The organism is Nostoc sp. DSM 114160 (assembly GCF_053470305.1).
This window is the reverse complement of sequence record NZ_JBPFGO010000003.1, coordinates 705666-721494: the sequence shown is the minus strand read 5'-3', so window position 1 is coordinate 721494 and position 15829 is coordinate 705666. Positions and strand designations below refer to the sequence as shown.

The following is a 15829-nucleotide window of genomic DNA, read 5'->3' as shown; positions in this document are numbered from 1 at the left end:
TAAAAGGAAATAAGAGACTGAAAATGGTAATTGAAGCCTGATTCATAGTACTAATAACTACTCTCTTATATTAAAGCCACTGAATATTTATACAAACTTACTTTAAGAATGTAGAGTTTTTAACTAGCAAATAATCATTTGTTAGGGTGGATTAGCAATAGAGCCATACTCTCTATATAAAGTCTTGCTTTAGTTTTGCTCTACATTTTTCAGCGTTTTGTGTCAATGTCTAATTTATTAATAACCTTGATAATGCTAATTATTTATGCAGATATAAGGTTGTTTTTAATCGCCAATTTGACACTTGATTTTGATTTTATAGGCGTTGAGCCGGAAATTAATTTGAAGGAGCTTGACATGACTTTTTATCCTAATCGTCAATTGACCTATTTAGCAAGTTCAATTTCTGTACTTGCCATAGCAACTGGTTTAGTAGTAGGTCAATCTGCTACTCATAAATCTCTAGCTCAGACCTCTACTACTCCTCCCCCAACTGGAGTAACTTCCATAAATGGTGCAGGTGCAAGCAGTATAACTACTTTGTTTATAGGTACAGGAACTACCTCTCCTTTTAATCCGAAAGGTTCATGGTTTAACACTTACGGTGTTGGAAATCCTTCAAGCCTCAATCCTCCCGGCCCGGTAAATGCGGCTGTCACATTTAGATATGCTTCGGTTGGTAGTGGTAAGGGTTTAACAGCTTTTTTCACTCAAACCGTACCAGCTGGTAGTCCTACTATCAATCGCCCTGTCTCTTTTGCAGCTAGTGACGACCCCGTAGTAGGAACAGAAAAAGTTAGTGGCAGTCCCAATAACGCTGGCACACCCGCAAATGCATACGTCCAAGTACCTGCAATCACCGTTGGAATCGCCTTAGCTTATAACCCCACTGGTCTAAACGTGCCAGCTGGTGGAATTAAGCTTTCACGAGCTACTTACCTTGGTATTCTTCAAGGCAACATCATAAATTGGAATGATGCCAAAATCAAAGCAGATAACGGTGGCGTAACAATAGCAAATAAGCCTATCGTTCTCGTATATCGTAGTGACGACAGCGGTACTACTTTTGCTTTAAGCAGTCATCTCAAGGCGGCATTTCCGACATGGAACAGAGGAACTGGTAAAAAAAGTATTGTTGGCTCTGTACCCTCAACAATACCAGCCGATACAGTTATTTGGCCAGTTGGTTCCAAAGGTGCTACAGGAGGTGGAGGTGTAGCCACCACCATCGCTACCACTCCTGGTGCAATTGGTTATGTGGATAGTGCTACGCAGTTAGCTAACAATCTGAAAGCTGCTCTCTTGCAGAACAAGGCAGGTACTTACAATGCCATTTCACCAACTACAATTTCAAATGCTTTTGTCGGTGCGAGTGACCAAGATGCAAATGCTCAACGGATTAAACTCGTAGTTACAGATCCAACAGCTGCAAATGCTTATCCCATTGTTACCGCAACTTACGTGCTATTTTATGATAAATACGCAGACGCTAAAGTAGCAGCTGGTATTAAAGGATTGATCGGTTGGGCTTTCGGAGCAGCCGGGGACACGATCGCTAAAAATCGCGGATATGCTCCTCTTCCCCCTGCGATTAAAACTCTGTCTCAAAATGTTGTGAATACTTACGTCAAACCATAATTGGGTGAATACTGTTTTTGGTATTATCCTCCCTTGTATCCTTTAGATTTTTACATATCTTGACAAAGATATGAAAGTTATACCCCAGGATTATATTTATAATCTTGGGGATTTATTAAGGCGATGATTCGATCTCAATAACTAAATATTCAGATAGTTCGCGATCGCTTTTAGGCATTCACCGATGCTGTCAGGTGATGCGATCGCATCACCTGACATCAACTATGTTATGATTTTATCTGTTGAGAAATATTTTCGGTCATGTGACTGACTATATAGACTCCTCTTTGAATCTAAATCTCTACACCCTTTGATTCTAAAGGTGTTTAATGTCATAAGTATTCCAAAAATTGAAATTTTACTTAGCCGCAATGTATTGTAATACCTCGCGTGACACTGACACTGATACACCTAACTGTCAAAGAAAATGTGCTAATAAGAACGGACAAGTCTAGTGTGTCATACACGCAGACAACATACGGATACTACTGGAACTTATGCCCACGGATATAATTACTCGTCCTGAGTCCCTCACAGAAGATTGCTTTTTTACTTACGCTCTTGGGACTGATTTGCACGATCCTAATTCAACAGCCAAATATTTACGCCGAATCAGAAAAGAAGATAAACCATATATTGACATAGCTGTTTCTCCCAGACCTGGCTATCGGTTTGAGGTTTGTCTTATCCCTGTTGAAGGGTTCGCTCAAGAAAGAATATTGACAAAAGACGGGTTCGCCAAAGCTTTAGCAATTATTTGTGCTGTCTCTAATAAAGCTAGGAAACGATTCCCTTCAGGAAATGGACAAGAGATAGTCCGGTGTCAATTTAGTAAGTTAGCTGATGCAGTCGCTGTAGCGAATAGACTGTCTGCATTACCCTCTGATATGTATGAAACTCTCGTCAAGCTACCAAATGCTTTGTAATATATATTGCATCAGCTGAAATATTTATTATTAAAACGGACACCGGGACATTTTAATGGTAAGTAGTTAAATGGACTTGAGACAAAACTTCAATGGGTCATATTTTGTCTGTTGAGAAAAGACTTGTTATGCAAGACTTTTAAGCTTAATGTACAATTTTGACGTTTTTGTAAGCTAACCTGTAAATTCAAAGTGAGTTTTTTTTATGCCTATAAGTCCTTTGCGTGAAGAACCTCGTAACCAGCGAGCGCCTGTAATTCGTACAAGTAATGAATTTATACTCTTGGAATGGCTGAAGTCAACTGGTCGTCTAATCGAACGCGAACATCAAGAATCTGAGTATCTAACTGAAGTAGAAGAAATTTCCGAAATGATAGACCTTGACGATATCCCTTACGATCATGACGATGATGATAGTGACATGGATTTAGACGCCTAGTAGCATAATTCGTAATTACTATATCGCAAGCGTTCCATTGATTTGGAATCGGTGTTTCATTTACGCCAAAAGGCTAAAATTCCTGACTTACACCGATTTTCAGTTGAGTAGACTACAAGAAAGACCTAACCCCCTACCCCCTTCCCTATAAGGGAAGGGGGAAATTCAAAGCCTCTCTCCTTCAAGGAGAGAGGAATGGAAGTGAGGTCTGTACGTGGTCTATTCATTTGAAAACTGCTGTATCTAAAAAAGTCGGGAATTTTAGTATTAAAATGCGAGTGTGTTTAATTTTTGGACTTAAGTAAGAGATAAAATAATTGTCCATTGCTGACTGTAACACCAGCGCGATCGCCTGCGATTTTCCCAGTACCTAAAAAATAATCCACTCTACCTGCACCTTTAATTGCACCTCCGGTATCTTGATCGAGAACATAGCGGCTGATAATGCGCTCTTGCATTTTTCCGGTAGGATTAACAAAGGGTATGGAAGCGCGAATCAACGCTAAAGCCCCAGGAGGCATAAGAGATTTATCTGTAGCAATAGAACGCTCTGCTGTTAATGGTACGTTAATAGAGCCTTGGGCTGGCTCACCGTGATTTTCTTGAAAAAAAACAAAGCTGCGATCGCGCGGAATATAAATATTTAATTCTTGGGGATGCTTTTGAAAATAGTCGAGAATAATTGGCAGAGTGATACCTTCTAGCGGTAATTTGCCATCATTTACTAATTCTCGCCCAATACTTTTGTAATTATAAGCGGTATGACCTGCATAGCCGATTGTTGTTTGAGTACCATCGGGAAGTTGAAGCCTCGCCGAACCTTCAATTTGAGCTAGATATGGCTCAAGGCGATCGCGAAACCAAAACAACTCTAATCCTCGCAATTTCCCTTTTGCAGCTTGCAAACCATCTGCTCCTTCCAATTCCTCGCGTGTCGGATGAGGCTTAGTCCCAAGAGTTGAGATCGGGAGGTAAGCGATAAACCGGATAGCGATATTCTGCTGTGGGGACGCGACTGGCTGCGTAAAGTGGCTCATAATAGGCGGTGAATAAAACGGAACCTTGGTTATCTTTACCGACTGACTGGTAAAGAACAAATTCCCGCTCAATGGCTTGATGCAATTCTGTGGCAGAATTGGTTTTTAATAAAAGTTCGCGGAATCTTTGCAAGCTTTTGATGACGCGATCGCGCGTAATTCCAGCCACCGGATAGTTTTGATAAGCAGCCGCAGCATCGGCTGTTTGCAGATATTGGAGACTGCGAGCGATCGCACCAATCAGCGCCTTTTTCTCTGGTATTTTGCCATAAATAACTTCATCCAGACAAGAGGTATCATTTTGACAACAAGTAATTGGTAGTCTCTGGATTAATGGTAATTTTTGTTTTTGCAAAAATGCATCTTGATTTTCAGCAGTCAAGGACACTGGTAGATCCCACTTTTTCACCTGACATTCTGGCGAAATGAGTTCCTGATGCGTGAAAGATTGCATCCGCACCAGTAAAATCGACAAAATCACAGGTAGGCTGATAGCGATAGTTTTGTGAAACTTTCCTAACCCAATAAGTGTCTTTTTCATGAAAATTCAAAATTTTTAAGATTCTCCCACCTCGCTCAAATTCCAAAATCAAAAACCAAAAATTTTTTCCAATTCCCAATACTTCTCTACGAGAGGCTGCGCCAACGACTACGCGGTAGTTGAGCGCAGTCGAAACTCAGTACAAGTGCCCAATGCCCTATTCCCTATTCCCTATCCCCTATTCCCTATTCATTCATATTACGGTAAGTCGCAACAGCAGAGGGCGATATCCGATTCAAATATCGGAAGATCCAATACTTAAAGATAGTATCTAAAATCACTGGAAATGTAGCGATAAATAAGAAGATAAAATCTCTATTTGCTGGTAATCCCCAATGGCGTGATACTCCTTCTAGCAAGACTTCCCAGCCATGAGGAGAGTGGAATCCGACAAAGATATCAGTAAACAAAATAATGATAAATGCCTTGGCGCTATCGCTAAGTCCATAGACAATATTATCAAAGAAATCTTTGACCACAGCAATAGAAGACTTACTGACTAGCAAAAGCCAGATAACAGCAACCACCGAGAACATATCTGCAAAAACATTTTTGATAGCACCAGAGCTTTCGTGACGAAATTCTTCAGCAAGCTCTTTCGCCTTCTTTTTCATTTCAGTCTCCATCTGCTCAGGTAAAAGTGGAGGCGCTTTGACAATGAAATTTTCAAACTTGAGCTTTTCTTCAAATCTTTCTAATTCTAAAAGGGCTTCCTCTTCCATTTCCGAATTGAGAAATATCTGCATTTCCTCACTGCTTCTAAATCTCTCAACAATTGGCCCAACTACAAAAGCTTTTGCTATCTGATGCGTTAAAAGTGGTACAATAATTAATAGTAAAATAAACCTGATAGATATTATTGTTCTTTTTTGAGTTTGACGAAAACTCTGAATTACTTCTTGTTCCGAATTAGGGTCTAATTCAACTTGCAGACGACTGATAGTACTTAAAATAGAGCGAGGTAAAACACCTGTTGTATCGGTTTTGCTCTTGGCTTTTGGTTTATTGTTTAAGTCTCGATTTGGTATTTTGGGTGGTAATGTTGGAGTGTTGACGAGCAGCGATTTGTCGTCAGATGTTACATTAACTGGTACATTTGGAGGTTGTACTACTAAAGCGTTAGAAGTTGTTTTATCGGAATTTGTTGTGTACTTAGATGTAACTTGGTCGATATAGTTTAGCTTTTCCAAAACTAAAGAAGGAGTTAGATACTCTATACCTGCTTTTTGGGCAGCTTTTTGATTCTCTTCATTTAGAAACCAACGGCTTCCTCTAAACTCCGTCAGCCGCATTCTGACAACTTTTAATAGTTTTTTGAGGTCTGACTCAAAATAATCCATCACACTGTTACTGTACATGGCCGAGTCGATGTCTATTTTATTACCATTGAAATGCTTCTCTTCTATCTCCTGAATTTTTAATGCTGCATTGTAAGCTTCATCTAAAGAACGTTCAGGAGTCTGTAAGTACCATCGAAAAGCAGCAAGCAAGAAAGAATAGATTTTTTGACTAAAAACAGAATTTTTCATTGCAGACAATCATTCAGCATTGTTTGATGACTATTAACCTTAAGTTAACGCACGAGGTATACTAACAAATCTACAAGGAGAAAGTTTGTGGTTTCTCATTCGGTTTGGATTGTTGGCACTAGCCGTAGTGGTAAGACGGCTCGCTTAGTAGAACAATTTTGTAATTGGGTAAAATCAGAAAAACAATATACTGAATCATTTTATACAAAAAAACCAGGGCGTAAAAAAACAGGCGATGTACCTGAATTTTTATATCTTAAACAAACAGAGCCAGGAGTTTTAGTTTTAGCTGCCAATGATGATAATCGTCGAGAGTTAGGAGATATAATTGTTACCTCAACTTTGGGTAAATATCCGGTTCGTGCCAAAACGCCACTAGGTTTTTTTCAGGATGAAGTTATTTTATTTTGGCCGTTGCTGATTAACTCGTTGAACCTGAAAGCACAGTTTCCGGTAAGATTGCGACCGGAAACCGAACAAGAGTTAGCAACCAAACTTTGGCGTTCGCAATTAGACGAAGAAATTTTACGTCTTGCGGGAGTGAATGAATCTCGCTTGGTGCGTCGCATCTTGGACTTATTACAATTAGCAGCTTACAGTGGTATACCTTGCGAAAATATTGCTCAGATTTTGTCCAAGGGTTTTGGGGAAAATACCACAATAGAGCCGGAATTTTTGGCATCTTTGCTGCTAGATTGGCGTAATTGGTGTTTAGAGAGGGGGTTACTGACTTATGGGATTATTACCGAACTTTATAGTCAGCATTTGTTAAGCGATCGCAACTACCAACAGCACCTAACTAAACGCTACCAGGCAGTACTGGCAGATGATGTCGATGACTATCCTAGCGTAGCGCGTCTTTTGTTTGAGTTGCTATTAGATCGAGGTGCAGTTGGCGCATTTAGCTACAATCCTGATGGTGCGGTGCGATTGGGATTGGGAGCAGATCCCAACTATTTAGAAGGGTTAGCAGAGCGTTGTCGGGTAGAAATATTGAATGGGCCGCCTCCAGAGTCTCTGAGCGAGCAACTGACTAAACAGATGGTGGAATTAGTCACTTCCCCGATGGTAATGTTGAGTTTACCAAAAACAGTGCATTCAATTCAAACCACCTCCCGCGCCCAATTATTGCGGCAAACAGCAGAGATAATTGCTAATGCTATCCAATCAAAGCAAGTGCAACCAGAAGAAGTAGCAATTATTGCACCAGGTTTAGATGCGATCGCTCGTTATACTCTAGTAGAAATCCTCGTCAAGCAAAATATCCCAGTAGAATCGCTCAATGACCAACGTCCCCTAATTAGTTCGCCCGTGATTCGCGCCTTACTCACCATACTGGCACTAGTTTATCCCGGCTTGGGACGACTTGTAGATCGGGATGCGGTGGCGGAAATGCTGGTTGTGTTGAGCAGGAAACAATCGCCTGAAAACTCTACAGACGCGATGAATCGGGTATCTATTACAGACGCGATGAATCGGGTATCTACTACAGACGCGATGAATCGCGTCTCTACAAATATTGACCCGGTACGTGCTGGTTTGATTGCAGATTACTGCTTTGTACCCCATCCCGATCGCCCCAACTTGCTACCAGTGTCAGCCTTTGAGCGCTGGGATCGAATCGGCTATGCAGCTACTACAGCCTATAGTGAGATATTACAGTGGTTAGAACAGCAGCGATCGCAACAAGAATTGCGGTTAATTCCTAGTCCTATTTCTCTGTTAGACAGAGCAATTCAACGTTTTTTGTGGAATGGAAGTAATCTCCCCTACGAACAACTAGCAGCATTGCGGGAATTATTAGAAACCGCCCAACATTACTGGGAAATTGACACCAGATTACGACAAATTACCCCAGTGGAGACAACGCCTCAGACAACTATTATTGAATTCATTCAATTACTGCGGCGTGGTACAATTACTGCTAACCCTTACCCGGTGCGCCCCATTGGTGGAGCGAGAAAGGCTGTCACACTAGCAACTATATTTCAATATCGATCTAGTAGGCGATCGCACCAGTGGCATTTTTGGCTAGATGCTGGTTCACCCCTGTGGGCGAAAGGTGGTGCAGCAACTTTGTTCGGTGCGCCGTTTTTCTTGCGAGATAGATTAGGCGAACCTTGGACAGCAGAAGATGAGAAATTGGCAGAAGAACAAAGACTGCAAAGAATTTTGACAGATTTACTGTCTCGTGTATCTGAGAGAGTTTATTTGTGCCACAGCGATTTAGCAGTGAATGGACAAGAGCAATTAGGGCCGCTGTTACCCTTAGTGAATGCTTGTGTAACGGTTATTTCTGAATCTACTGTTAATTGAGTGTTTTTATAGCGGTTCTCGACAAGCGTGAAGTACAATTTTGACCTCTCTCCAAACCTCTCTCGTTTTAGGAGAGAGGCTTTGAATCTTTTACTAAATCAACCTAGCACTTACTGAAATATCCGAGTAAATTAAAAATGATATTGCTGAAATAGTAAAAGAAAGTTGTTAAGTTAATGTCACTCGATTCGCTTAAGCAAGAAGCAAAAAATCATAACACTTCACCACAAAGATTACGAGAGCTAGCTGCAATTAATGATGAACTAACGAGATTAGTTGCTGCAAATCCTCTCGCCGATAGTAGTTTATTAGCAGAACTTGCGATACAAGCCAGAACTAACAAAGATTCGGAAATGCAAAGAGCGATCGCAAGCAATCCCAATACACCAACACAATGGTTAATCGGACTAGCGCATCTATTTCCTGAAGAATTCTTTAGCAATCCGGCTTATGATTTATCAATTCTGCAAAATATCAACAGCAATCCGGCTTATGATTTATCAACTCTGCAAAATGTCAACTTTAACTTACTATTAAAGTCTCACTTACTATTAAAGCTTGTTTGTGCATCTAATGTACCAACATCTTTTCTAGAATTTGCTGCTGGCATTTGTGAGACTAATATTAAGCGTGTTCGGAATAAGGAATATTTTAGACATTTCTCTCTGGAGCAGCAATATGGCATTAAATATCTTCGGATGAATATAGGGTATTTGAGTACATTCTCTTTTGAAAAATTTTGGAAATGGAGAGAGATTTTAATTGTTATAGCTAGTCATCAAAATACTTCTAGAAAAAAACTATTGGAGTTATCAACATCTGAGGAGGATATTGTTGCAGAAGTTGCTCAGTTACGTCTTGATTGTCCCAATGATGACATTACTTTCTGGGATAAGGTGGCTTTAAATAAGAAACCAAACCTTATTCTTTTTATTCCACGTAGGCTGATGTTTAAATTGGTGCAATTGCCAGAAATATCCACAAATTTTTTAAAAGCAGCATCTCAGCTTGAGACATTTACAGGAATTCTCAATATTATTGCTAATCATCCGAAAACACCCAAAGAATTACTCGATAAGCTAGCGAAAAATAGCCTTCCTTTTATTGCTGAAGCAGCAAAGCTACATATTAATTATGCTGGAGAGTTGGAAACTGGATGGCGCGATCTAGCGGAAAGCAAAATTGATAGAGCGCAACTGCCTATTTTAAATAATGATGAAGAAGCAATTGAAGTACGATTGTGGTACGCAGGAGCAATTGATGAAAGCACTTTACCTTATTTAAATCAAAAGTCAGTACACGAATATACAAGTACTTTATTAAAGATTGTTTCTTCTACTGACACACCTCGTTCGATTTTAAATAATCTGGAAAACCACCCCAGAGTTTCTCAATTAATCGCTGAATGTATTACTTATTTAAAACAGCGAGAATCAATAGCTTTCGATTTACTTTCGGGAATACTGCCAATAGGGCATACTAAACTACCAAATCATTCTACCAATCAAACCAACCCTGTAATTACCGATTTAGACACTTTGTTTACGAAGTTAAAAGATAGATATTGGAGCAAAAAAGTAAGAAGCATTCCCATCCCCATAAATAACCCAACAATTAATCTATGTTTACTTGCCTTGATACAAAACAATAGGGGTTCGAGACGCAGAAGATCCTACCGAGAAAATATGCTTAAGGATTTTGACAGAGGTAGATATAAAGACCATAGTCCAATATTTATTAAATTTTCTAATTTAGAATACTATGGCGTAATTCTAGCAAGCGCTCCTAGCACTTCACCGCAAATCCTATCAAAATTAGTGGAGCATCCAATCCAGGGAGTGAGAGTTTTGGTAGCTAGTCATCACAATATTACTCAAAACTCTTTAGACAAGTTAATTGACGATCGCAATCCAGAAGTTAGAGCAGCTGCTTTGGCTAATCCCAAACTTGATTCGATGCTTAGAGAACAATTAGCAAGCTTGGAAAATCCAAATTTATCTCTATTAGATTTACGAGAACTAGCAAATAGTGAGTACACTGCTGTCAAAACTAAAGTTGTTCGACATCCTAACGTTGATAGTTCAATTCTGGCAAAACTAGCTGACGATAAGTTAATTGTCAAATTAGCTGTAGCTAAACATCCGAAAACTCCAGCCAAGATTCTAACTAAATTTATAGAGCATCCAGATCGAAGATTACCTTTAGCAGTCGCTCAAAATCCTGGTGCGCCGAAAGATTTACTAATTCAGTTAGCTACTCAACCCGCAGTACGTGGGGGATTTCACTTTAATCCACTCAATTTAGCTGCTGTTAAAAGTTTACTGACCCAAGAACCAGAAGCGGCGATTCCTTTCTTGGATCGGTGTCTAAAATTTCCCGATCGCCCATCATTTTCTCGCTTTTTGGTTCTGATGAATCCTCATATACCGAGTTCATTTCTGGCAAGATACTATAAATCTTGGTTTTGGCCAGAAAGATATGCGATCGCTCAAAATCCAAATACTGACCGCGATATTTGCCAACAACTAACCCAAGACCCCAATCGTATTGTTCGTGCTGCTGCACGGGATAATTTAAAGTAGTAAGCTAATCAGCATTAAAGTTGCATAATCAGGGCGGGCAAGATGCCATTAGTGTCAAGTTAAGATGAAATCACTGGGGTAAAATAGTATAGCTAGGGACTGGGGACTGGGGACTGGATGAAAAGTCTTTTTGTGTTTAGGTTTTATCCTCCTCAAATTAAAATTGAACAAAAATAATAAACAGCTGCCCGAATTCGATGAACGACTGCCCGAATTCGATGAACGACACCCCGAATTCAATAAACGACTGCCCGAATTCAATAAACGACTGCCCGAATTCAATAAACGACTGCCCGAATTCAATAAACGACTGCCCGAATTCAATAAACGGCTGCCCGAATTCAATAAACGACTGCCCGAATTCAATAAACGGCTGCCCGAATTCGATGAACGACTGCCCGAATTTGACGAACATACCTTTGACATTTGGGCTTCTGCCTTAACTTAACACCAATGGCAAGATGCCTACCCCACAAGACATTGAGAAAATTTTAATATGCAAATTAAATGTGTTTTAGCTTATTCTCTTTTAGATGTTGGATTATAGCAGAAGTAAGTTAACCTATTACGAATGAGCGTTTACTTAAAATAGGTTTATTAAACGCCGCGATCGCAGAAACAATGCTAAAGATGATTTCAGAGATTAGCTTCAATAGATAAGGCAAAATTCAGGTTGCTAAACCGTTACTATCGTCAAAATAGCCTGTATTAATACTTCTAGCTCAATTGGTTTAGAAATATGGTGTTGAAATCCGGCGGCTATTGCTTGTTGTCGATCGATTTCTCCGGCATAAGCAGTCAAAGCGATCGCTGGAATTTCTCCACCTTGTTCGGGCGGCTGCTTTCTAATTTGACGAATTAAGGTGTAGCCATCCATATCGGGCATACCAATATCACTAATTAATAAATCAAATTTTGCTTGCATCAAATTGTTTAGAGCATCATATCCTGAGTCCGCCTCAGTCACTTGTGCCCCGTACTGTTCTAGCACGAAGGCAATGAACTCCCGCGAATCTTTGTCATCATCTACAAGCAGCGTTTGCAATCCATTGAGATTGAAGTCTGAGCGATCGCGATCGGCAGTATTAACTTGATTTAATTTTGAAGCAGCGATCAGTGGAAGTTTAACTTGAAATACTGCTCCTTGCCCTTCTCCAGGACTGGCTGCTTGAACGGTTCCGCCGTGCAATTCAACCAAATGACGCACGATCGCTAGCCCTAACCCCAACCCGCCAAATTTTCGCGTCGTTGTCCCATCGGCTTGGCGGAAGTAGTCAAAGACGTAGGGCAGAAAGTCACTAGAGATCCCCCTACCAGTGTCGCTGACAGTAATTTGAGTGTATTTTGCAAGATGAGTATCTACTTCATCCTTGATTGTTTCTAACCGCACCTCTACTCGACCACCCTCTGAGGTAAATTTAATCGCGTTAGAAAGTAGATTCCAAACAATTTGTTGCAAGCGACCAGAATCACCCAACACTTGTCCAACGTTCGGTTCAAATATTGTTTGAATCTGAATAGATTTAGCTTCAGCAGCAAGGCGCACGGTTTCAAGGGCAGCTTTGATAGTAAAAGTAAGACCGACTGGAACTGTGTCTAAAGCCAACTTACCTTGGAGAATACGCGACACATCGAGCAAATCTTCGATTAATTGTGCTTGCAGTTTCGCATTGCGCTCGATGGTTTCTAGGGCGTACTGAGTTTTGGCTGCATCTTGGTGACTCTTTTGCAGAATTCTTGCCCAACCCAGAATTGGATTCAAGGGCGATCGCAATTCATGAGATAGCACTGCCAAAAACTCATCTTTGATGCGGTTGGCTTGTTGCGCTTGTTCGGTCTGTTGCTGCAAGGAAATCATCAGTTGATTGAGGCGATCGTTTTGATCTTGCAGCAAGGCTTCTGCTCGTTTACGTTCGGTGATATCGGAGAGGATGAAAACGGCACCAGTGAGAGTCCCATCCCCATTAAATACTGGGTCGATGGTTTTGGCAAACCACTGTCCTTTCGACTGAAATTCGAGAACTTGCCGTTGGTGAGTTTCTTTCGCACGCCGAAAACAAGTGCCATCGCCGATTCCCAATTCTGCGCTCATCAACTCATGGTGAGCATAACCTAAAATTTCGTGGTAGGGCTTGCCAAAAAGCTGCATCATCGCTCGATTACAACGCAGAATTATCCCTTCTCGATCTACCAGAGATACGCCGTCTTTCATGGAGTCAAAGGTAGTTTGCCACTCCCGCGCTGAGGACAAAGCAGCTTCCTCCGCCCGACGAATTCGCAGCAGCGATCGCACGGTGGCAAGCAGTTCAATCGGTTCAACAGGTTGTACTAGATAAGCATCAGCACCGCTATCCAAGCCTTCTGCTTTATCCTGGCTTTGGATAAAACTTGCAGAAAGGTGTAGTACGGGAATAAAAGTCGTTTCAGGGTTTGCCTTAATTTGGCGACAAACTTCAAAACCGGTGATATCTGGTAGTTGGACATCTAAAATTACTAAGTCAGGCTGAAAGTTAGCAATAGCTTCTAACCCTGTCGTTCCAGTTGCCGCTTCCAGGACACTAAAGCCTGCATTTTGCAAAATACGGGTAACAACGTAACGATTGGCTTCGTTATCATCAACATGCAGGATCGTAACCCGTGGCTCAGACATGACTTTTCCCTTAAACCTCTAGAACAAGTCCGGCTTTGACGAGCGCATCTTGAAGTTGAGCGTAGATGCGTAGCGGCTTGTCGTCAGACATCGCCGTCGTTTGAGAGCCTGTTTCTTTGGAAACAATGGCTATGCTTTGTTGCGCTAATCGGCTATGTGCTTCTGCATCCAGTTGGGCAGATGAGTAGACGATCGCCGGAATCGACTGAGTGACGGAGTTGTTCTTAAGCTGCTTGAGTACCTCAAATCCACTCATCTCTGGCATCTCCAAGTCCAAGACGATCGCGTTTGGCTGTTCCTGTTGTGCCAAATATAATCCTTCCTGTCCATTCGCGGCTTCTAAAATACTCAACGGTGTATTTATTAACAACTGTTTTACAAGATACCGATAAGCGGGGTCATCATCAATCAACAAGATTGTTTGAGGCTTGTTCTCAGTAATTAGCCTATTAAGTTTGTTTAACAGGGGCAATCTGTCTACCGGCTTAATTAGAAAACCGTCTGCTCCTAGCGCCAGTGCTTGCTTTTCGTTATCAATGATGGTAATCACGAGTACAGGGATCGTGCGAGTTGTTTCATCTCCTTTGATTTCCCGCAAGAACGTCCAGCCATTTTGCCCCTCCAGCAGAATATCTAGCATAATCGCCGACGGTCGAAATTGTTGTAAGGCTAGCCTTGCCTGAGCTAAGGTGCGGGTAGCAATCAATTGATAGATTGAGTCTTGAAGGTGCTTTTCGTAAATAAATAGGGTTTCTGGATGATCTTCAACCACCAGAATCGGCAAACGAGTTGTCTCAACTGATACAATTGGTTGCAGTCCGGTGGTCAATTCGGTGGCATCTGGGTAGACGATGGGAATTAATGCTGTAAAGGTAGAGCCTTTCCCCGGCTGACTTTTCACCGAAATGCTGCCGCCGATTAACTCCGCTAACTTACGCGATAACGGCAATCCTAAACCAGTTCCCTTCACCTGCTTTTGCAGAGAGGACTCAATTTGCATAAAATCCTCAAAAATCCGCTCTCGATCGGCGGGAGCAATACCGATGCCCGTATCAGATACGGAAAAGCTGACGGTGTGACCCGTTTGCACAGCGGTGAGGCGCACCTCTCCCTGCTCGGTAAATTTGAGCGCATTCGAGACAAAGTTTCTCAGAATTTGAGCGACTTTCCCCTCATCGGTAAAGAGGGGCGCAATACCTTCAGGTTCCTCGACAATCAGCGCTACAGAGGAGCCTTGAACTAATAAGGGGCGCAGCATCCCCCGCAGCGTGGCAAACAATTCACTAACTTCAAAGGAACTGGGATGCACTTCAATTTTTCCAGCTTCCACCTTTGCCAAATCCAGCAAGTCGTTGACCAGTTCTGATAATCCGCTTGCCGCCTTTTGGATGAATGTCACCTGCTTTTCTTGCTCCACAGTTAAATCGCCATCCATCCGGGCTAGCAGCATTCGAGAGAGGGACAAAATCGAGTTGAGCGGCGTGCGAAACTCGTGGCTCATGTTCGAGAGAAAGCGGGTTTTTAGCTCATTTACCTGTTGCAGGGAGCTAGCTTTTTCATCGAGTTCTGCATAGAGAGCAACTACACCGCGATTGGTATCTTCCAATTCCTGATTCAGTTGGCTTAGTTCTTCCTCACGCTTGCGTAGTTCTGCCATCGCCCGGAGTAATTCCTGATTTTGCTGCTGGATTTCTTGATAGGGATTTTCGGGCGATCGCCCAATTACGGTTTCTCGAATCTGCTGCAATTGCGAATCGGTGAAAGTAGGTGTGCGCTTCGACAACCTTTTGCCGATTGTTACCGTTGTTCCCTGCTTTGGCAGCGATTCAATCTCGAAGAAATCCATCAATCTCCGAGTACCCACGATGCCTAGCCCCGCTCCCGTATCAGAGGTGTAGCGTCCGGCCAAAACCTCTGCTAAATCAGGAATGCCCTCACCCCGATCTTGAATCTGAATCAGAAACGTCTGCGGCTCTCCCGCCACAGAAAATTCAACTGTTCCGCTTTGGGCATATTGAAACGCATTGCGGGCAATTTCGGAAACTGCCGTTGCCAATCGCGCCCGATCTTGAGCATCAAAGCCCAACTGCTCGGCGATCTCACGAGTTCGTTGCCGAGCTTGTACAACATCCTGTTCGTACTGGATAGCGATCGCCAAAAGGATTGTCAAG

General features: G+C 41.8%; 9 protein-coding genes and 1 pseudogene. 5 read left to right on the top strand and 5 right to left on the bottom strand.

The genetic code is table 11. From position 1 onward, the window contains the following. Positions 1 to 252: 252 nt before the first annotated feature. From NSTCB13_RS28300 to NSTCB13_RS28290, 3 genes are all read left to right on the top strand, one after another. Complete coding sequence (locus NSTCB13_RS28300; RefSeq protein WP_448274579.1) at positions 253 to 1638, top strand: substrate-binding domain-containing protein; 1386 nt, start codon at positions 253 to 255, stop codon at positions 1636 to 1638. A gap of 497 nt (positions 1639 to 2135) precedes the next feature. Further along, positions 2136 to 2564, top strand: coding sequence for a hypothetical protein (locus NSTCB13_RS28295; protein ID WP_445627048.1), 429 nt, complete (start codon positions 2136 to 2138; stop codon positions 2562 to 2564). A gap of 205 nt (positions 2565 to 2769) precedes the next feature. Beyond that, positions 2770 to 3003, top strand: coding sequence for a DUF3134 domain-containing protein (locus tag NSTCB13_RS28290; protein WP_445627049.1), 234 nt, complete (start codon positions 2770 to 2772; stop codon positions 3001 to 3003). A 284-nt stretch (positions 3004 to 3287) separates the two neighbouring features. Here NSTCB13_RS28290 and mltA read toward each other — a convergent pair. Both mltA and NSTCB13_RS28280 read right to left on the bottom strand, forming a co-directional pair. Further along, a pseudogene (gene mltA, locus NSTCB13_RS28285) lies at positions 3288 to 4581 on the bottom strand (murein transglycosylase A). A 185-nt stretch (positions 4582 to 4766) separates the two neighbouring features. Continuing rightward, on the bottom strand, positions 4767 to 6110 hold the full coding sequence (locus NSTCB13_RS28280; protein WP_448274578.1) for a proton extrusion protein PcxA: 1344 nt from the start codon (positions 6108 to 6110) through the stop codon (positions 4767 to 4769). A gap of 87 nt (positions 6111 to 6197) precedes the next feature. Between NSTCB13_RS28280 and NSTCB13_RS28275 the strand changes: the two genes are divergently transcribed. Continuing rightward, complete coding sequence (locus NSTCB13_RS28275) at positions 6198 to 8426, top strand: recombinase family protein (protein WP_448274577.1); 2229 nt, start codon at positions 6198 to 6200, stop codon at positions 8424 to 8426. Positions 8427 to 8602: 176 nt separating this feature from the next. After that, positions 8603 to 11008, top strand: a complete 2406-nt coding sequence (locus NSTCB13_RS28270) for a hypothetical protein (protein ID WP_448274576.1) — start codon at positions 8603 to 8605, stop codon at positions 11006 to 11008. 157 nt (positions 11009 to 11165) lie between these two features. On the opposite strand, the gene NSTCB13_RS28265 is transcribed toward NSTCB13_RS28270, so the two are convergent. The 3 genes from NSTCB13_RS28265 to NSTCB13_RS28255 form a co-directional block, all read right to left on the bottom strand. Beyond that, entirely contained in the window at positions 11166 to 11423 is a 258-nt protein-coding gene (locus tag NSTCB13_RS28265; protein ID WP_448274575.1) for a hypothetical protein, read from the bottom strand. A 261-nt stretch (positions 11424 to 11684) separates the two neighbouring features. Next, a complete protein-coding gene (locus NSTCB13_RS28260) occupies positions 11685 to 13658 on the bottom strand; it encodes a hybrid sensor histidine kinase/response regulator (protein WP_448274574.1) in 1974 nt (657 codons plus the stop codon). Positions 13659 to 13668: 10 nt separating this feature from the next. Further along, positions 13669 to 15828: an ATP-binding protein gene (locus tag NSTCB13_RS28255; RefSeq protein ID WP_448274573.1), complete on the bottom strand. Its 2160-nt coding sequence runs from the start codon at positions 15826 to 15828 to the stop codon at positions 13669 to 13671. Between the last annotated feature and the right edge of the window lies 1 nt (position 15829).

What these genes read in the sequence shown, in the direction of transcription:
- NSTCB13_RS28300 (WP_448274579.1), top strand. Translation starts at nt 253, where the DNA reads ATGCTAATTATTTATGCAGATATAAGGTTGTTTTTAATCGCCAATTTG.
- NSTCB13_RS28295 (WP_445627048.1), top strand. Translation starts at nt 2,136, where the DNA reads ATGCCCACGGATATAATTACTCGTCCTGAGTCCCTCACAGAAGATTGC.
- NSTCB13_RS28290 (WP_445627049.1), top strand. Translation starts at nt 2,770, where the DNA reads ATGCCTATAAGTCCTTTGCGTGAAGAACCTCGTAACCAGCGAGCGCCT.
- NSTCB13_RS28280 (WP_448274578.1), bottom strand. Translation starts at nt 6,110, where the DNA reads ATGAAAAATTCTGTTTTTAGTCAAAAAATCTATTCTTTCTTGCTTGCT.
- NSTCB13_RS28270 (WP_448274576.1), top strand. Translation starts at nt 8,603, where the DNA reads ATGTCACTCGATTCGCTTAAGCAAGAAGCAAAAAATCATAACACTTCA.
- NSTCB13_RS28265 (WP_448274575.1), bottom strand. Translation starts at nt 11,423, where the DNA reads ATGTTCGTCAAATTCGGGCAGTCGTTCATCGAATTCGGGCAGCCGTTT.
- NSTCB13_RS28260 (WP_448274574.1), bottom strand. Translation starts at nt 13,658, where the DNA reads ATGTCTGAGCCACGGGTTACGATCCTGCATGTTGATGATAACGAAGCC.